Origin of the sequence: Thermomonas sp. (assembly GCF_041919455.1) — a bacterium.
Taxonomy (GTDB): Bacteria; Pseudomonadota; Gammaproteobacteria; order Xanthomonadales; family Xanthomonadaceae; genus Thermomonas.
Genome location: NZ_JAYRTQ010000007.1, coordinates 59,857 through 73,576 on the forward strand (window position 1 = coordinate 59,857; position 13,720 = coordinate 73,576).

Here is a 13,720-nt window from a genome sequence, read left to right on the forward strand (position 1 = left end):
ACACGACCCAACCTCGCATCCTCGCCGAACCCTCACCCCCAACCCCTCTCCCGGAGGGAGAGGGGATTCAATATCCCGGAGCACCACCATGGAATTCCGCCCCATCCTCTCCACCCTGATGCGCCACAGGATCGCGGCGACGCTGATCGTGCTGGAGATCGCGCTGTCCTGCGCCATCATCTGCAATGCGCTGTTCCTGATCGGGGAACGCCTGGACCGCATGAACATGTCCAGCGGCCTCGCCGAACGCGAGCTGGTGCGCATCCAGGCCGCCAGCATGCGCCAGCTGTCCGGCGACGATGCGTTGAACGCCTCGATCACCCGCGAATACCTGGACGCGCTGCGCAAGGTCCCGGGCGTCAAGCAGGCCGGCCTGGCCAATCAGATCCCCTTCGGCGGCTCCAGCAACAACAGCGGCGTGAGGCTGAGCAACGACCAGCAACACAACACGCTCAACGCCACCGTCTACCTGGACGAAGGCAACCTGCTGGAAACCCTGGGCCTGCGTCTGCTCTCCGGCCGCGACTTCACCGCCGACGAATACCAGGACATGGCGGTGCTGGAGAAGTCCAGCGAGCAGGCGCGCATCCCCGGCGCCATCATCAATCGTTCGATGGCCGAAAAACTGTTCCCTGGCCAGAACCCGCTGGGCAAGGTCTTCTACAGCTGGGGCGAATCGCCGACCGCGGTGATCGGCGTGATCGAGGACCTGGCGCGCCCCAACAGCATCGACCAAGGGCCTTACGCCATGGTCTTCGCACTCCGCGAGTACGGCGCCGGCCGGCACTTCATCCTGCGCACCGATCCCGGCCGTCGCGCGGAGGTGCTCAAGGCCGCGGTTGCCGCACTCAAGAAAACCGACCCGAACACACTGGTGGTCAATGAAGACACCTTCGACGAAATCCGCGCGGGCTTCTTCGAGCAGGACCGCTCGATGGCGGGGATGCTGATGGTGGTGATCGCGGCGCTGATGCTGGTGACCGCGCTGGGCATCGTCGGCCTGGCAAGCTTCTGGGTGCAGCAGCGCACCAAGCAGATCGGCGTGCGCCGAGCGCTGGGTGCCACCCGTGGGCAGATCCTGCGCTACTTCCAGATCGAGAACTTCCTGCTGGCCAGCGCCGGCATCGTCCTCGGCATGCTGATGGCATACGCGATCAACCAGTTGCTGATGGCCAAGTACGAACTGCCGCGACTGCCGCTGCTGTACCTGCCGATCGGCGCCGTCGCGCTGTGGCTGCTGGGCCAGGTCGCGGTGTACTGGCCGGCACGGCGCGCGGCATCGGTGCCGCCGGCCATCGCCACGCGTTCGGTCTGATCGATGACCTCCGCCTACAATCGCGCCATGCGCATGCTCCGCACGGAATCGCCATGAAGGCCGTCTTCGGACGGTGCGGTATCGCGTTGGTCGCGACGGTGGCCATGGCCGCCTACGCGGCCAAGCCGGAACCGCCGCTGCTGCAGGCCACCATCGCCGCACTCGACACGTCGGTGTTCGATGCCTTCAACCACTGCGCCGATCCGGTGCAGTTGCAGGCCCATGCGGCGCACTTCGCGGATGACGTAGAGTTCTACCACGACACCGGCGGCGTCACCTGGACGCGCGACGCGATGATCGCCAACACCGCGAAGTACGCTTGCGGCCACTACACCCGCGAACTGGTCGCCGGCAGCCTGCAGGTGTCTCCGGTCAAGGACTTCGGCGCGATCGAACACGGCGTGCATCGGTTCTGCCAAGTCGGCACCGACCGCTGCGAGGGCGAAGCCGACTTCACCATCGTCTGGCGGTTGCGCGACGGTCAATGGACCATCACCCGCGTGCTGAGCTACGGCCACCGGCCCAGCCCGGCAACGCCCTGAACCGACGGCCGACTGGACCCCATGCCCACCATCCTGGTCATCGACGACAACCGCGCGGTCAGCACCGCGCTCGAGGTGCTGTTCTCGCTGCACGACATCGACACGCTGCATGCGGAGTCGCCGCGCGAGGGCCTGGACCTGCTCGAACGCGAGCAGGTCGACCTGGTGATCCAGGACATGAATTTCGAGGCCGACACGACCTCGGGCGACGAGGGCACCGCGCTGTTCCATGAACTGCGGACGCGCCATCCCGACCTGCCGGTGATCCTGCTGACCGCATGGACGCACTTGGAATCGGCGATCGACCTGGTCAAGGCCGGGGCCGCGGATTACCTGGCCAAGCCCTGGGACGACCGCAAGCTGCTGGTGACGGTGAACAACCTGCTGGAACTCGCCGAGGCGCGTCGCGAGCTCACGCAAACGCAGGCGGGCGAACGTCGCCGTCGTGATGCATTGCTGCGCGACTACGACCTGCGCGGCATCGTCTATGCCGACCCGGCCAGCGAGAACGCGCTTGCGCTGGCCTGCCAGGTGGCGCGCTCGGATATCCCGATGCTGGTGACTGGACCGAACGGCGCGGGCAAGGAACGTTACGCCGAGATCATCCACGCCAATTCATTGGTGCGGAACGGGCCGTTCGTCGCGCTCAACTGCGGCGCGTTGCCCAGCGAACTGATCGAAGCCGAACTGTTCGGCGCCGAGGCCGGCGCGTACACCGGCGCCAACAAGCCGCGCGAAGGCAAGTTCGAGGCAGCCGATGGCGGCACCCTGTTCCTCGACGAAATCGGTACCCTGCCGCTGGCCGGCCAGGTCAAGCTGCTGCGCGTGCTGGAGACCGGCCGCTTCCAGCGGCTCGGCAGCAATCGCGAGCGCAGCGTCAAGGTGCGCATCGTCAGCGCGACCAATGCGAACCTGCAGGCGTTGATCGCCGACGGTCGTTTCCGCGAAGACCTGTTCTACCGGCTCAACGGCATCGAACTGCGCCTGCCGCCGTTGGCGCAGCGCCCGCGCGACATCCTGCCGCTGGCCCGTCATTTCCTGCCCGCCGGCAAGCGACTCGGCGACGATGCCGAACGCGCACTGCAACGCCACGCGTGGCCTGGCAACGTGCGCGAACTGCGCAATGCGGTGCAACGCGCGGCCTTGCTCGCGCGCAGCGATGTCATCGCGGCCTCCGACCTCGCCCTGCCGCCGGGCACGCTGGATACCACCAGCAACGGTGGCGACGAGCCCGACCGCGCCAGCATCGAAGCCGCACTCGAGCGCAATGGCGGCGTGCTGGCGCAGGCCGCCGCCGACCTGGGCCTCTCGCGGCAGGCGTTGTACCGCCGGCTCGACCGGCTCGGCATCGCAAGAAGCTGATGCGCGTCCTTCGCGTGCTTCCGATCGCGGTGCGGATGATCGCGATCACGGTCGGCGGCATCGCGGCCGCCACCACGTCGACCGTGCTGCTCGCACGCTGGATGCCGTTGTGGATCGCGGCGGTCGTATCCGCGGTCGTCATCGGCGGTGTGGTCGCCGCGATCATCTGGCGCGCGCTGGTGCCGATGCGCGCCTTGTTCCGCGCGCTGGCCGGTACCGTGGCCAGCTATCGCGACGGCGATTTCAGCTTCGGCATCACCTGGGACAAGGCCAGCGACCTGATCGAACTGGTCGATGCGCACAATGCGCTGGGCAATGCATTGCGCGAGCAGCGATTGGCATTGGTTCAGCGCGAACTGCTGCTCGACACGATGGTGCAGAACACCCCCGTGGCGATGGTGCTGGTGGATGCCGCGCGCCGCATCGTGCTGGGCAACCTGGCCGCGCGACGCATGCTCGGCGAAGGCCGGCGGCTGGAAGGCCGTGCGTTCGAGGACGTCCTGGCCAACGCCGACACCGCGCTGCAGGAAGCCTTCGAACGCGGTGGCGACGGCATGTTCACCGTCGGCAGCGAGGACGACGAGGACATCTACCATCTGTCGCGGCGCGGTTTCCGCCTCAACGGTCGGCCGCATGAACTTGTATTGCTGCGCCAGCTCACCGCCGAGCTGCGCCGGCAGGAAGTGCAGACCTGGAAGAAAGTGATCCGGGTGATCAGCCACGAGCTCAACAACTCGCTGGCACCGATCGCCTCGCTGGCGCATTCCGGCGCCGAGCTGCTGCGTCGCGGCCAGCACGAACGCCTGCCTGCCGCGCTGGCGACCATCGAGGACCGCGCACGGCACCTGGAAGGCTTCATCCGCGACTACGCGCGCTTCGCCAAGCTGCCGGCACCGCGCAGCACGCCGGTGGAATGGTCGCGCTTCTTCTCGCAACTGCGCACCCAGGTGGAGTTCGTGCCAGACGTGCAGCCGGACGACGGCATCGGACGCTTCGACGTGGCGCAGATGGAACAGGCGCTGCTCAACCTGCTGAAGAACGCGCACGAATCCGGCACGCCGGCCGACGAAGTGCGCGCGTCGGTGCGACGCACGCCGGAAGGCTGGCGCATCGATGTGCTCGACCGCGGCAGCGGCATGAACGACGCGGTGCTGGCGAACGCGCTGCTGCCGTTCTATTCGACCAAGCGCCACGGCACCGGCCTGGGCCTCGCCCTTGCCCGCGAGATCGCCGAAGCGCATGGCGGGCGCATCGCCCTGCTCAACCGCGACGGCGGCGGGTTGTGCGTGTCGATGGTGCTGCCGGCCTGAGCTGCGTGTCACGCGCTCACTGAACCCGCTCTTGTAGCCCGGGTAAGCGAAGCGCACCCGGGGCTCTTCAATGGGTGGCGACCGACATCCCCGGATGCGGCCTTCGGCCTTATCCGGGCTACAGAACCCTACTTTGCCTCACACCTTCGGCTGCTTCACCGGCCGCACCCAGCCTTCCAGGGTGACCTGGCGCGCGCGCGCCACCGTCAGTTGGCCCGCGGGTGCGTTCCGGCCGATCACCGAACCCGCGCCGATCGTCGCGCCTTCGCCGATCGTGACCGGCGCGACCAGTGCGCTGTTGGAGCCGATGAAGGCCTTGTCCTCGATGGTGGTGGTGAACTTGTTCGCGCCGTCGTAATTGCAGGTGATGGTGCCGGCGCCGATGTTGACGCCCGCACCGACCACGGCGTCGCCCAGGTAGGTGAGGTGGTTGGCCTTGCTGCCCACGCCCACTGTCGCGTTCTTGGTCTCGACGAAGTTGCCGATGTGCGCGCCGTCGGCAAGCACCGTGCCGGGGCGCAGCCGCGCGTACGGGCCGATCTGCACCGCACCTTCGCTGCGCGCGCCGTCGAGGTCGCAATGCGCGCGCACCTCGGTGCCGGCGGCCAGCGTGCTGTCCTTGATCCGGCAGAACGGGCCGATGCGCACGCCATCGCCGAGTTCGACATCGCCCTCGAACACCACGTCGACATCGATCTCGACATCGCGACCGACGCGCACCGTGCCGCGGATGTCGATGCGCGCCGGATCGGCCACCCGCGCGCCGTCGGTGCACAGTGCCTGCACCTGGCGCAGCTGGAAGGCGCGCTCCAGCCGCGCAAGCTGCCAGGGATCGTTCGCGCCTTCGGTTTCCAGTGGGTCGGCGACCACGACGATCTCCGCGGCTGCGTATTCGTCCGCCGCCGCTGCGAACACATCGGTCAGGTAGTACTCGCCCTGCGCGTTGTCGTTGCCAAGATGCTCCAGCCAGCGCTTGAGCGCAGTGGAATCGGCGGCGATCACGCCGGTGTTGACCAGGCGGATGCGGCGCTGGTCCTCGTCGGCATCCTTCTGTTCGACGATCGCGGCGACGCGCCCCTCGGGATCGCGCAGGATGCGGCCATAGCCGGTGGGATCGGGCAGGTCGGCCGCGAGCACGGCCAGCCGGCCGGGTGCATCCAGCAGGCGCTGCAGCGAGTGCGCGGTGATCAACGGCACGTCGCCATAGAGCACGAGCACGCGGGCATCGTCGGGTACGCCGGGCATCGCCTGCTGCACCGCATGACCGGTGCCGAGTTGCTGCGTCTGCTCCGCCCATTGCAGGTCGGGCTGGTCCGCGAACGCGGCGCGCACCGCCTCGCCACCATGCCCGTAGACGACATGAATGCCCTGCGGCGACAGCGCGCGTGCGGCGTCGATGGCATGCGCCAGCATCGGTCGCCCGGCGATCTTCTGCAGCACCTTCGGCAATGCGGATTTCATCCGCTTGCCTTCACCGGCGGCCAGGACGACGACATGCAGGGGTGCGCTCATGGACGGGCTCGCGTGGAAATGCGCTGATTCTAACGGCTGCCCAGCGGAGGTCGCGCACGCGGCATTGACGCCCTCCCGCCAGCCCCTAGCATGGCGCCGATGCCCGACCGCACGCGCCCCTCGCCGATTTCCGCCCTCCTGCTCTGGACCGGCATTGCGTTGTGCCTGGCAGGATTGGCCGCGCATCGCCTGTGGGAAGAGCTGCCGTTCCCGCGCGCCTTCGAACACGGCCTGCTGGCCTTGCTCGCACTTGCCGCGGCATGGCCGCTGCAACGCGGGCTGCAGTGGTCGCGCGCGGCATCGCTTGGGATGGTGTGGTTGCTGGCGCTGGCGGTGTTTTCCGGGCCGATGCCGGTACTCGCCACCGCCCTGCTCGCCGCAACCGCGATCGGCCTGGGCAGCCTGCTGCTGAGCGGTGCCATCGCGCTGCCGATCGGCCTGGCGATGATCGCCGGTACGTTGGGCTGGCTGCTGTCGCTGCCGATCCATCATCGCACCGTCCATGTCATCGCCTGCATCACGGTGGTCGCGTGGCGACGCCGGGCGATCCTCGAAACCGCGCGCGCCACGTGGCAGCAATTCGATGCCGGCGTGCGTGCATCGCCCGGCGCCGCGACCGGCGCGATCTTGCTGCTCGGCCTCGCCAGCACTGCGGCCTGGCTGCCGACGATGCAGTCGGACGACGTGGCCTACCACCTCGGCCTGCCCGCGCAGCTGCAGGCCACTGCGCGTTACGCCATGGACGCGCACCTGCAGGTCTGGGCCCTGGCGCCGTGGAATGGCGACGTGCTGCAGGGCGTGGTGCAGGTCCTGGCCGGTGGCGAGGCACGCGGTGCCCTGAATGCCTTGTGGTTGCTGATCGCCGCCGGTGCGATGCACGCACTGGCCGGCGCACTCGGCGGCGATGCGACACGACGCTGGTGGGCGGTCGCGTTGATGGCCAGTCTCCCGCTGACCATGCACCTGGCCGCCGGCATGCAGACCGAACTGGTGGCAATGGCGTGGTTGCCCGCGTTGGCCTGGCTGGTGTTGCGCAACGCGGATGCGTCATCGCCACGCACCCTGCTCGCGGGCGCGCTGCTGTTCGGCGCGCTATGCGGGCTGAAGCTCATGCACGGCGTGGTCGCCCTGCCGCTGCTCGCATGGGCGGCGTGGCGGTATCGCGCGCGCCTGCCTTGGCGCGTGTTGCCCGTCGGCGCGTTGCTGGCGGCCATCGTGGGTGGTTCCAGCTATGTGCACGCATGGGCGCTCACCGGCAATCCGTTGCTGCCGCTGTTCAACGGATTTTTCCGCTCGCCATTCTTCGCGCCACGCGACTTCAGCGATCCGCGCTGGAACGGCGGCGTCGATGCCGATGTCCTGTGGGACATTACCTTCGATACGGGCCGCTACTTCGAGGCGTACCCGGGCGGCTTCGGCTTCGTGCTGGTGGCGATGCTGGGTGCCTGGTTGCTTGCGCTGCACGACCGACGCACGCGCGGCCTGGCGCTGGTCGCCGGCATCGGCCTGCTGCTCACGCTGTTGCCGCTGCAGTACGCGCGCTATCTGCAACCAACCCTGGTGCTGCTGTTGCCGGCATTGGTCGTCGCCTGGCCGCGGGTACGACACGGCGCGATCGCGTTCTGGGGGGTGTGCGTGTTGAACCTCGCCTTCGCCAGCAATGCCAACTGGATGCTGCGCACCGGCGCGCTGAAGCGCGACATCGGCCATCCGCTCGACGATGCGCCGTTGCTGCTGCGCTACGCACCGGAACGCCTGCTGGTGCGGCGGTTGCCCGACGACGACGCCCTCGTCCTGGTCATGCCGGGCAGCTACGGCGCGCTTGCCGAACTCGGCCAGCGCGGGCGCAACGTGAGCTGGTACTCGCCTCAGTGGGAAGCGGAGTTCGCGCGCGTCGATGCCGACCCGAGCGGCAAGGCCTGGGCCGCTTTGCTGCAACGCGAACGCCTCGGCCACGTGATCCTCGACACGCGCAAGACCAGTGCCGCGCTGCGAGCCGGGCTCGCCATCGCGAATGCGCGGATGGCGGACCAGGCCGGCGACTCGCAGCGCTGGTCGCTGCCGGTGGAGGCGACGCCATGACCCTGCGCCGGCACCTGAGCGGTTATGCGGTCATCGGCCTGCTGCAATGGCTGGTCGAATACGGACTCATGCTGGCGCTCAGCGAGTGGGTGATGCCGGTGGAACCGGCGAACGTGATCGGCCGCCTGTGCGGCGCCGTGCTCGGATTCTGGCTCAACGGCAAATTGACCTTCGCCGCCGACGACACCCACGTCGGTCGCCATGCGGCGATGCGTTTCCTCGTCATGTGGATCGCCCTGACCGTGCTGAACACGTGGATCGTGGCGCACCTGGACGATGCCTTCGGCCTGCGCATGGCACAGCTGCTCAAGCCCGGCGCGGACCTGCTGTCCGGCGGCATCGGCTTTTTGCTGTCGCGGCACTGGGTCTACAACAAGTATTGATCCCGCTGGCGTAGCCCGGGTAAGCGCAGCGCACCCGGGGCACCCGAACCAACCGTGCACCACCACAGCCCGGGTGCGGCCTTCGGCCTTACCCGGGCTACATGTACAACCCGGGCCACATGGAAATGCAAAAACGAAAACGCCGGCACGAGGCCGGCGTTTCGATGAAGCGATGTCGCGAAGACCTCAGTGCTTGAGGTTCTTGCGCAGGCGCTCCAGCGCCTGCAGCTGCGCGGTGACTTCGGCCAGCTTCTGCTGCGCCTCGGCGATGTCCATCTTCTCGCCGCGGTGGGCGATGATGCGCTCGGCTTCTTCCTTGGCCGCGCGCACGGCCGCCTCGTCGATGTCCTGCGCGCGCACCGCGGTGTCGGCCAGCACGGTGACCACGGTCGGCTGCACCTCGAGGATGCCGCCGGAAATGGCGAAGTCGTGCTTCTCGCCGCCCGGCAGGGTCACCACGACCTTGCCCGGCTTCAGGCGGGTGATCAGCGGCGCGTGCTTGGGCGCGATGCCCAGCTCGCCGAGTTCGCCGGTGGCCACGACCAGCTCGACCTCGCCGTGGAAAATCTCGGCTTCGGCGCTGACGATGTCGCAACGGATTGTGGATGCCATGTCTGTCCTTTCAACCGGGACGGGCACGGGGGCCCATCCCTACGATGTTACGCGGCGAGCTTCTTGGCCTTCTCGACGGCTTCGTCGATCGAGCCGACCATGTAGAACGCCTGCTCCGGCAGGTGGTCGTACTCGCCGTCCACGATGCCCTTGAAGCCGCGGATGGTGTCCTTCAGCGGCACGTACTTGCCCTTCGAACCGGTGAACACTTCCGCCACGGTGAACGGCTGGCTGAAGAAGCGCTCGATCTTGCGCGCGCGGGCCACGGCCTGCTTGTCTTCTTCCGACAGCTCGTCCATGCCCAGGATCGCGATGATGTCCTTCAGTTCCTTGTACTTCTGCAGGGTGCCCTGCACGCGGCGCGCGGTCTCGTAGTGCTCGTTGCCGATCACGTTCGGATCCATCATGCGGCTGGTCGAGTCCAGCGGGTCCACCGCCGGGTAGATGCCGAGCGACGCGATGCTGCGCGACAGCGCCACGGTCGAGTCCAGGTGGGCGAAGGTGGTGGCCGGCGACGGGTCGGTGTAATCGTCGGCGGGCACGTACACGGCCTGGATCGAGGTGATCGAGCCGGTCTTGGTAGAGGTGATGCGTTCCTGCAGCACGCCCATTTCCTCGGCCAGCGTCGGCTGGTAACCCACCGCCGACGGCATGCGGCCGAGCAGCGCCGACACTTCGGTACCGGCCAGGGTGTAGCGGTAGATGTTGTCGACGAACAGCAGCACGTCGCGGCCTTCGTCGCGGAAGTACTCGGCCATGGTCAGGCCGGTCAGCGCGACGCGCAGGCGGTTGCCCGGCGGCTCGTTCATCTGGCCGTACACCATCGCCACCTTCGACTTCTCCGGCTCGGCCACGTTGACGACGCCGGATTCCTGCATCTCGTGGTAGAAGTCGTTGCCTTCGCGGGTGCGCTCACCCACGCCGGCGAACACCGACAGACCGCTGTGCTCGGTCGCGATGTTGTTGATCAGTTCCATCATGTTGACGGTCTTGCCCACGCCGGCGCCGCCGAACAGGCCGACCTTGCCGCCCTTGGCGAACGGGCACATCAGGTCGATCACCTTGATGCCGGTTTCCAGCAGTTCGGTGGTCGCGGCCTGGTCCTCGTAGGACGGCGCTGCACGGTGGATTTCCCAGGTGGTGTCGGCCTTGACCGCACCGGCCTCGTCGATCGGGTTGCCCAGCACGTCCATGATGCGGCCCAGCGTGCCGATGCCGACCGGCACCGAGATCGCGCGGCCGGTGTTATCGGCCAGCAGGTTGCGCTTCAGGCCGTCGGTCGAGCCCAGCGCGATGCAGCGGACCACGCCGTCGCCCAGCTGCTGCTGCACTTCCAGCGTGATCGCGGTGTTCTGCACCTTCAGCGCGTCGTACACCTTCGGCACGCTCTCGCGCGGGAATTCGACGTCGACGACGGCGCCGATGATCTGGACGATCTTGCCCTGGTTGCTCATGGATGATTCCTCGGGAACTCTTGAATGCTGCTTGTGTGAATGCTTGGCTTGAAGCTGGTCGTGCCGCTCAGACCGCCGCGGCGCCGCCGACGATTTCGGAGATTTCTTGCGTGATCGCCGCCTGGCGCGCCTTGTTGTAGACGAGGTTCAGCGTGCCGATCAGCTTGGTGGCGTTGTCGCTCGCGGCCTTCATCGCGACCATGCGCGCGGCATGCTCGGAGGCCACGTTCTCCATCACCGCCTGGTAGACCAGCGACTCGATGTAGCGGGTCAGCACGTGGGCCAGCACGGACTCGGCATCCGGCTCGTACAGGTAGTCCCAGTCGTGGCGGGCGACCTGTGTCTCCGCCGCGGGCAGCGGCAGCAACTGGTCGAAGGTCGCCTTCTGGGTCATGGTGTTGACGAAGTCGTTGTACGACAGGAACACCTTGTCCACGCCGCCGGCGGTGTACGCGTCCAGCATCACCTTGATCACGCCGACCAGTTGCTCGACCTTGGGAATGTCGCCCAGGTGGGTGACCGAGGCGAGCATGCCGACCTTCAGCCGGCGGAAGAACACCGAGGCCTTCTGGCCGATGGTGACGACGTCGATCTCGACGCCCTTCTCCTGCCAGCCGCGGAACTCGACCAGCAGCTTGCGGAACATGTTGTTGTTCAGGCCGCCGGCCAGGCCGCGGTCCGACGACACGATGATGTAGCCGACGCGCTTGATGTCCTTGCGCTCGACCAGGTACGGGTGGCGGTACTCGGAATTCGCCTGCGCCAAGTGGCCGATCAGCTGCTTCATCGCCCGCGCGTACGGGCGCGAGGCCTTCATCCGGTCCTGCGCCTTGCGGATCTTGGAGGCCGAGACCATTTCGAGCGCGCGCGTCACCTTGCGGGTGTTCTGCACGCTCTTGATCTTGGTTTTGATTTCCCTGCCGCCTGCCATGCTCTTTCTCGCTGCTGTTGTGGGAGCGGCTTACAGCCGCGATCGAATCGCGCCTACAAGGCGCTCCTACAATTGCTTACCAGGAACCTGTCGCCTTGAAGTCCTCGATGCCCTTCTTGAACGCGGCTTCGATGTCGTCGTTCCAGTCGCCGCTGGCGGCCACCGAATCCATCAGGCTGCCGGCGGTGTTCTTGAAGTGCGCGTGCAGCGCGTCTTCGAAGGCACCGATCTTGTTCACCGGCACGTCGTCCATGTAGCCCTTGTCGACCGCGTAGATCGACAGCGACTGCTCGGCCACCGACATCGGCGCGTACTGGCGCTGCTTCATCAGCTCGGTGACGCGCTGGCCGCGCTCCAGCTGCTTGCGGGTCGCGTCGTCCAGGTCCGAGGCGAACTGCGCGAACGCCGCGAGCTCGCGGTACTGCGCCAGCGCGATGCGGATGCCGCCCGACAGCTTCTTCATGATCTTGGTCTGCGCCGCGCCACCCACGCGCGACACCGAGATGCCGGCGTTCACGGCCGGGCGGATGCCGGCGTTGAACAGGTCGGTCTCGAGGAAGATCTGGCCGTCGGTGATCGAGATCACGTTGGTCGGCACGAACGCCGACACGTCGCCGGCCTGGGTCTCGATGATCGGCAGCGCGGTCAGCGAACCGGTCTTGCCCTTCACCGCACCGTTGGTGAACTTCTCCACGTACTCCTCGGACACGCGCGCGGCGCGCTCCAGCAGGCGGGAGTGCAGGTAGAACACGTCGCCCGGATACGCTTCGCGACCCGGCGGGCGGCGCAGCAGCAGGGAGATCTGGCGGTAGGCCACGGCCTGCTTGGACAGATCGTCGTAGATGATCAGCGCGTCTTCGCCGCGGTCGCGGAAGTACTCGCCCATGGTGCAACCGGCGTACGGCGCGATGTACTGCATCGCGGCCGATTCGGAGGCCGACGCGGCGACCACCGTGGTGTACGCCAGCGCGCCGTTCTCTTCGAGCTTGCGCACGATGTTGGCGATGGTCGAGTTCTTCTGGCCGATCGCCACGTAGATGCACTTAATGCCGCTGTGCTTCTGGTTGATGATCGCGTCGATCGCCAGCGCGGTCTTGCCGGTCTGGCGGTCGCCGATGACCAGCTCGCGCTGGCCGCGGCCGATCGGGATCATGCTGTCGACCGACTTGTAGCCGGTCTGCACCGGCTGGCTGACCGACTTGCGCCAGATCACGCCCGGGGCGATGGTTTCCACCGGCGCGCTGACCTTGGCCTCGATCGGGCCCTTGCCGTCGATCGCCTCGCCCAGCGCGTTGACCACGCGGCCCAGGAGTTCCGGACCGGTCGGCACCGAGAGGATCTGGCCGGTGGTCTTGGCGGTGTCGCCTTCGCGCAGGTGCTTGTAGTCGCCCAGCACCACCGCACCCACCGAATCGCGCTCCAGGTTCAGCGCCAGCGCGAAGGTGCTGTTCGGCAGCTCGATCATTTCGCCCTGCATCACGTCGGCCAGGCCGTGGACGCGCACGATGCCGTCGGACACCGAGGTGACGGTGCCCTCGTTGCGCGCTTCCGCGGAAAGCTTGACCTTCTCGATGCGGGTCTTGATCAGTTCGCTGATTTCGGACGGGTTGAGCGTGGTGGTGGCCATCTTGGTTATTCCTTGGTGCCGCGTTGCCGCTGGCAAGATTCAGAAGGTTTCAGAAATACGTCAGTGCGCCAGCGCCGCCTGCAGGCGGCCCAGCTTGCCCTTCAGCGAACCGTCGATGACGACGTCGCCGGCATCGATCACCGCGCCGCCGATCAGGCTTTCGTCGACCGAGGCCTCGACTTCGACTTCGCGGCCGAAGCGCTTCGCCAGCGCCGCCTTGATCGTGTCGAGTTCGCTGGCCGGCAGGGCGACCGCGGAGGTCACCTTCGCCTTCACGACGCGCTCGGCCTCGAAGCGCAGCTCATCGAACTGGCCGGTGATTTCCGGCAGCAGCGACAGGCGGCGGTTCTCGAACAGCAGGCCGAGGAAGTTGCCGAACAACGCGTCCGCGCCGTCAGGCGCGAGCAGCGTGGTGGCATCGGCCTGGGTCAGGCCCGGGTTGCCGAGCAACGCGGCGACCGACGGATCGGCGGCCACGCGGGCGGCGAACGCCAGCGCGTCCGACCATGCGGGCAGCGCATTCGCGTCGCGCGCGATCGCGAAGGCGGCGCGGGCGTAGGGACGGGCGAGGGTCAGGGCCTGGCTCATCG

Annotated in this window: 12 protein-coding genes; 6 read left to right on the top strand and 6 right to left on the bottom strand. The window is 67.5% G+C overall.

The window, feature by feature from the left end; translation table 11 throughout:
* Positions 1 to 88: 88 nt before the first annotated feature.
* Genes ACE3T8_RS06500 through ACE3T8_RS06515 form a run of 4 tightly spaced genes read left to right on the top strand, consistent with a single transcriptional unit; the run spans position 89 to position 4,529 of the window.
* Entirely contained in the window at positions 89 to 1,315 is a 1,227-nt protein-coding gene (locus ACE3T8_RS06500; RefSeq protein ID WP_374607809.1) for an ABC transporter permease, read from the top strand.
* Positions 1,316 to 1,368: 53 nt separating this feature from the next.
* On the top strand, positions 1,369 to 1,857 hold the full coding sequence (locus ACE3T8_RS06505; protein ID WP_374607810.1) for a nuclear transport factor 2 family protein: 489 nt from the start codon (positions 1,369 to 1,371) through the stop codon (positions 1,855 to 1,857).
* Positions 1,858 to 1,878: 21 nt separating this feature from the next.
* Positions 1,879 to 3,219 carry a sigma-54-dependent transcriptional regulator gene (locus ACE3T8_RS06510; protein WP_374607812.1) on the top strand — a complete coding sequence of 447 codons (1,341 nt, stop codon included), beginning with the start codon at positions 1,879 to 1,881 and terminating at the stop codon, positions 3,217 to 3,219.
* On the top strand, positions 3,219 to 4,529 hold the full coding sequence (locus ACE3T8_RS06515; RefSeq protein WP_374607813.1) for a PAS domain-containing sensor histidine kinase: 1,311 nt from the start codon (positions 3,219 to 3,221) through the stop codon (positions 4,527 to 4,529). Before ACE3T8_RS06510 ends, ACE3T8_RS06515 begins: the two co-directional genes overlap by 1 nt.
* A 138-nt stretch (positions 4,530 to 4,667) precedes the next feature.
* Here ACE3T8_RS06515 and glmU read toward each other — a convergent pair whose 3' ends face one another.
* A complete protein-coding gene (gene glmU / locus ACE3T8_RS06520; RefSeq protein WP_374607815.1) occupies positions 4,668 to 6,041 on the bottom strand; it encodes a bifunctional UDP-N-acetylglucosamine diphosphorylase/glucosamine-1-phosphate N-acetyltransferase GlmU in 1,374 nt (457 codons plus the stop codon).
* A gap of 99 nt (positions 6,042 to 6,140) precedes the next feature.
* On the opposite strand from glmU, the gene ACE3T8_RS06525 reads away from it, so the two are divergent.
* Entirely contained in the window at positions 6,141 to 8,123 is a 1,983-nt protein-coding gene (locus ACE3T8_RS06525) for a hypothetical protein (protein WP_374607816.1), read from the top strand.
* Positions 8,120 to 8,506, top strand: coding sequence for a GtrA family protein (locus ACE3T8_RS06530; RefSeq protein WP_374607817.1), 387 nt, complete (start codon positions 8,120 to 8,122; stop codon positions 8,504 to 8,506). The genes ACE3T8_RS06525 and ACE3T8_RS06530 overlap by 4 nt, the downstream gene beginning before the upstream one ends.
* 186 nt (positions 8,507 to 8,692) lie before the next feature.
* Here ACE3T8_RS06530 and ACE3T8_RS06535 read toward each other — a convergent pair whose 3' ends face one another.
* The 5 genes from ACE3T8_RS06535 to ACE3T8_RS06555 form a co-directional block, all read right to left on the bottom strand.
* Positions 8,693 to 9,118 (bottom strand): F0F1 ATP synthase subunit epsilon, encoded by a 426-nt coding sequence (locus ACE3T8_RS06535; RefSeq protein ID WP_374607819.1) that lies wholly within the window; start codon positions 9,116 to 9,118, stop codon positions 8,693 to 8,695.
* A 47-nt stretch (positions 9,119 to 9,165) separates the two neighbouring features.
* Positions 9,166 to 10,572: a F0F1 ATP synthase subunit beta gene (atpD, locus tag ACE3T8_RS06540; RefSeq protein WP_374607821.1), complete on the bottom strand. Its 1,407-nt coding sequence runs from the start codon at positions 10,570 to 10,572 to the stop codon at positions 9,166 to 9,168.
* A 67-nt stretch (positions 10,573 to 10,639) separates the two neighbouring features.
* On the bottom strand, positions 10,640 to 11,503 hold the full coding sequence (gene atpG / locus ACE3T8_RS06545) for a F0F1 ATP synthase subunit gamma (RefSeq protein WP_374607823.1): 864 nt from the start codon (positions 11,501 to 11,503) through the stop codon (positions 10,640 to 10,642).
* Between the two features lie 76 nt (positions 11,504 to 11,579).
* Positions 11,580 to 13,130, bottom strand: coding sequence for a F0F1 ATP synthase subunit alpha (atpA, locus tag ACE3T8_RS06550; protein WP_374607824.1), 1,551 nt, complete (start codon positions 13,128 to 13,130; stop codon positions 11,580 to 11,582).
* 60 nt (positions 13,131 to 13,190) lie between these two features.
* Entirely contained in the window at positions 13,191 to 13,718 is a 528-nt protein-coding gene (locus ACE3T8_RS06555) for a F0F1 ATP synthase subunit delta (RefSeq protein WP_374607826.1), read from the bottom strand.
* Between the last annotated feature and the right edge of the window lie 2 nt (positions 13,719 to 13,720).

What these genes read in the sequence shown, in the direction of transcription:
- glmU (WP_374607815.1), bottom strand. Translation starts at nt 6,041, where the DNA reads ATGAGCGCACCCCTGCATGTCGTCGTCCTGGCCGCCGGTGAAGGCAAG.
- ACE3T8_RS06515 (WP_374607813.1), top strand. Translation starts at nt 3,219, where the DNA reads ATGCGCGTCCTTCGCGTGCTTCCGATCGCGGTGCGGATGATCGCGATC.
- ACE3T8_RS06555 (WP_374607826.1), bottom strand. Translation starts at nt 13,718, where the DNA reads ATGAGCCAGGCCCTGACCCTCGCCCGTCCCTACGCCCGCGCCGCCTTC.
- ACE3T8_RS06530 (WP_374607817.1), top strand. Translation starts at nt 8,120, where the DNA reads ATGACCCTGCGCCGGCACCTGAGCGGTTATGCGGTCATCGGCCTGCTG.
- atpD (WP_374607821.1), bottom strand. Translation starts at nt 10,572, where the DNA reads ATGAGCAACCAGGGCAAGATCGTCCAGATCATCGGCGCCGTCGTCGAC.
- ACE3T8_RS06505 (WP_374607810.1), top strand. Translation starts at nt 1,369, where the DNA reads ATGAAGGCCGTCTTCGGACGGTGCGGTATCGCGTTGGTCGCGACGGTG.
- ACE3T8_RS06500 (WP_374607809.1), top strand. Translation starts at nt 89, where the DNA reads ATGGAATTCCGCCCCATCCTCTCCACCCTGATGCGCCACAGGATCGCG.
- atpG (WP_374607823.1), bottom strand. Translation starts at nt 11,503, where the DNA reads ATGGCAGGCGGCAGGGAAATCAAAACCAAGATCAAGAGCGTGCAGAAC.
- ACE3T8_RS06510 (WP_374607812.1), top strand. Translation starts at nt 1,879, where the DNA reads ATGCCCACCATCCTGGTCATCGACGACAACCGCGCGGTCAGCACCGCG.
- ACE3T8_RS06525 (WP_374607816.1), top strand. Translation starts at nt 6,141, where the DNA reads ATGCCCGACCGCACGCGCCCCTCGCCGATTTCCGCCCTCCTGCTCTGG.
- atpA (WP_374607824.1), bottom strand. Translation starts at nt 13,130, where the DNA reads ATGGCCACCACCACGCTCAACCCGTCCGAAATCAGCGAACTGATCAAG.
- ACE3T8_RS06535 (WP_374607819.1), bottom strand. Translation starts at nt 9,118, where the DNA reads ATGGCATCCACAATCCGTTGCGACATCGTCAGCGCCGAAGCCGAGATT.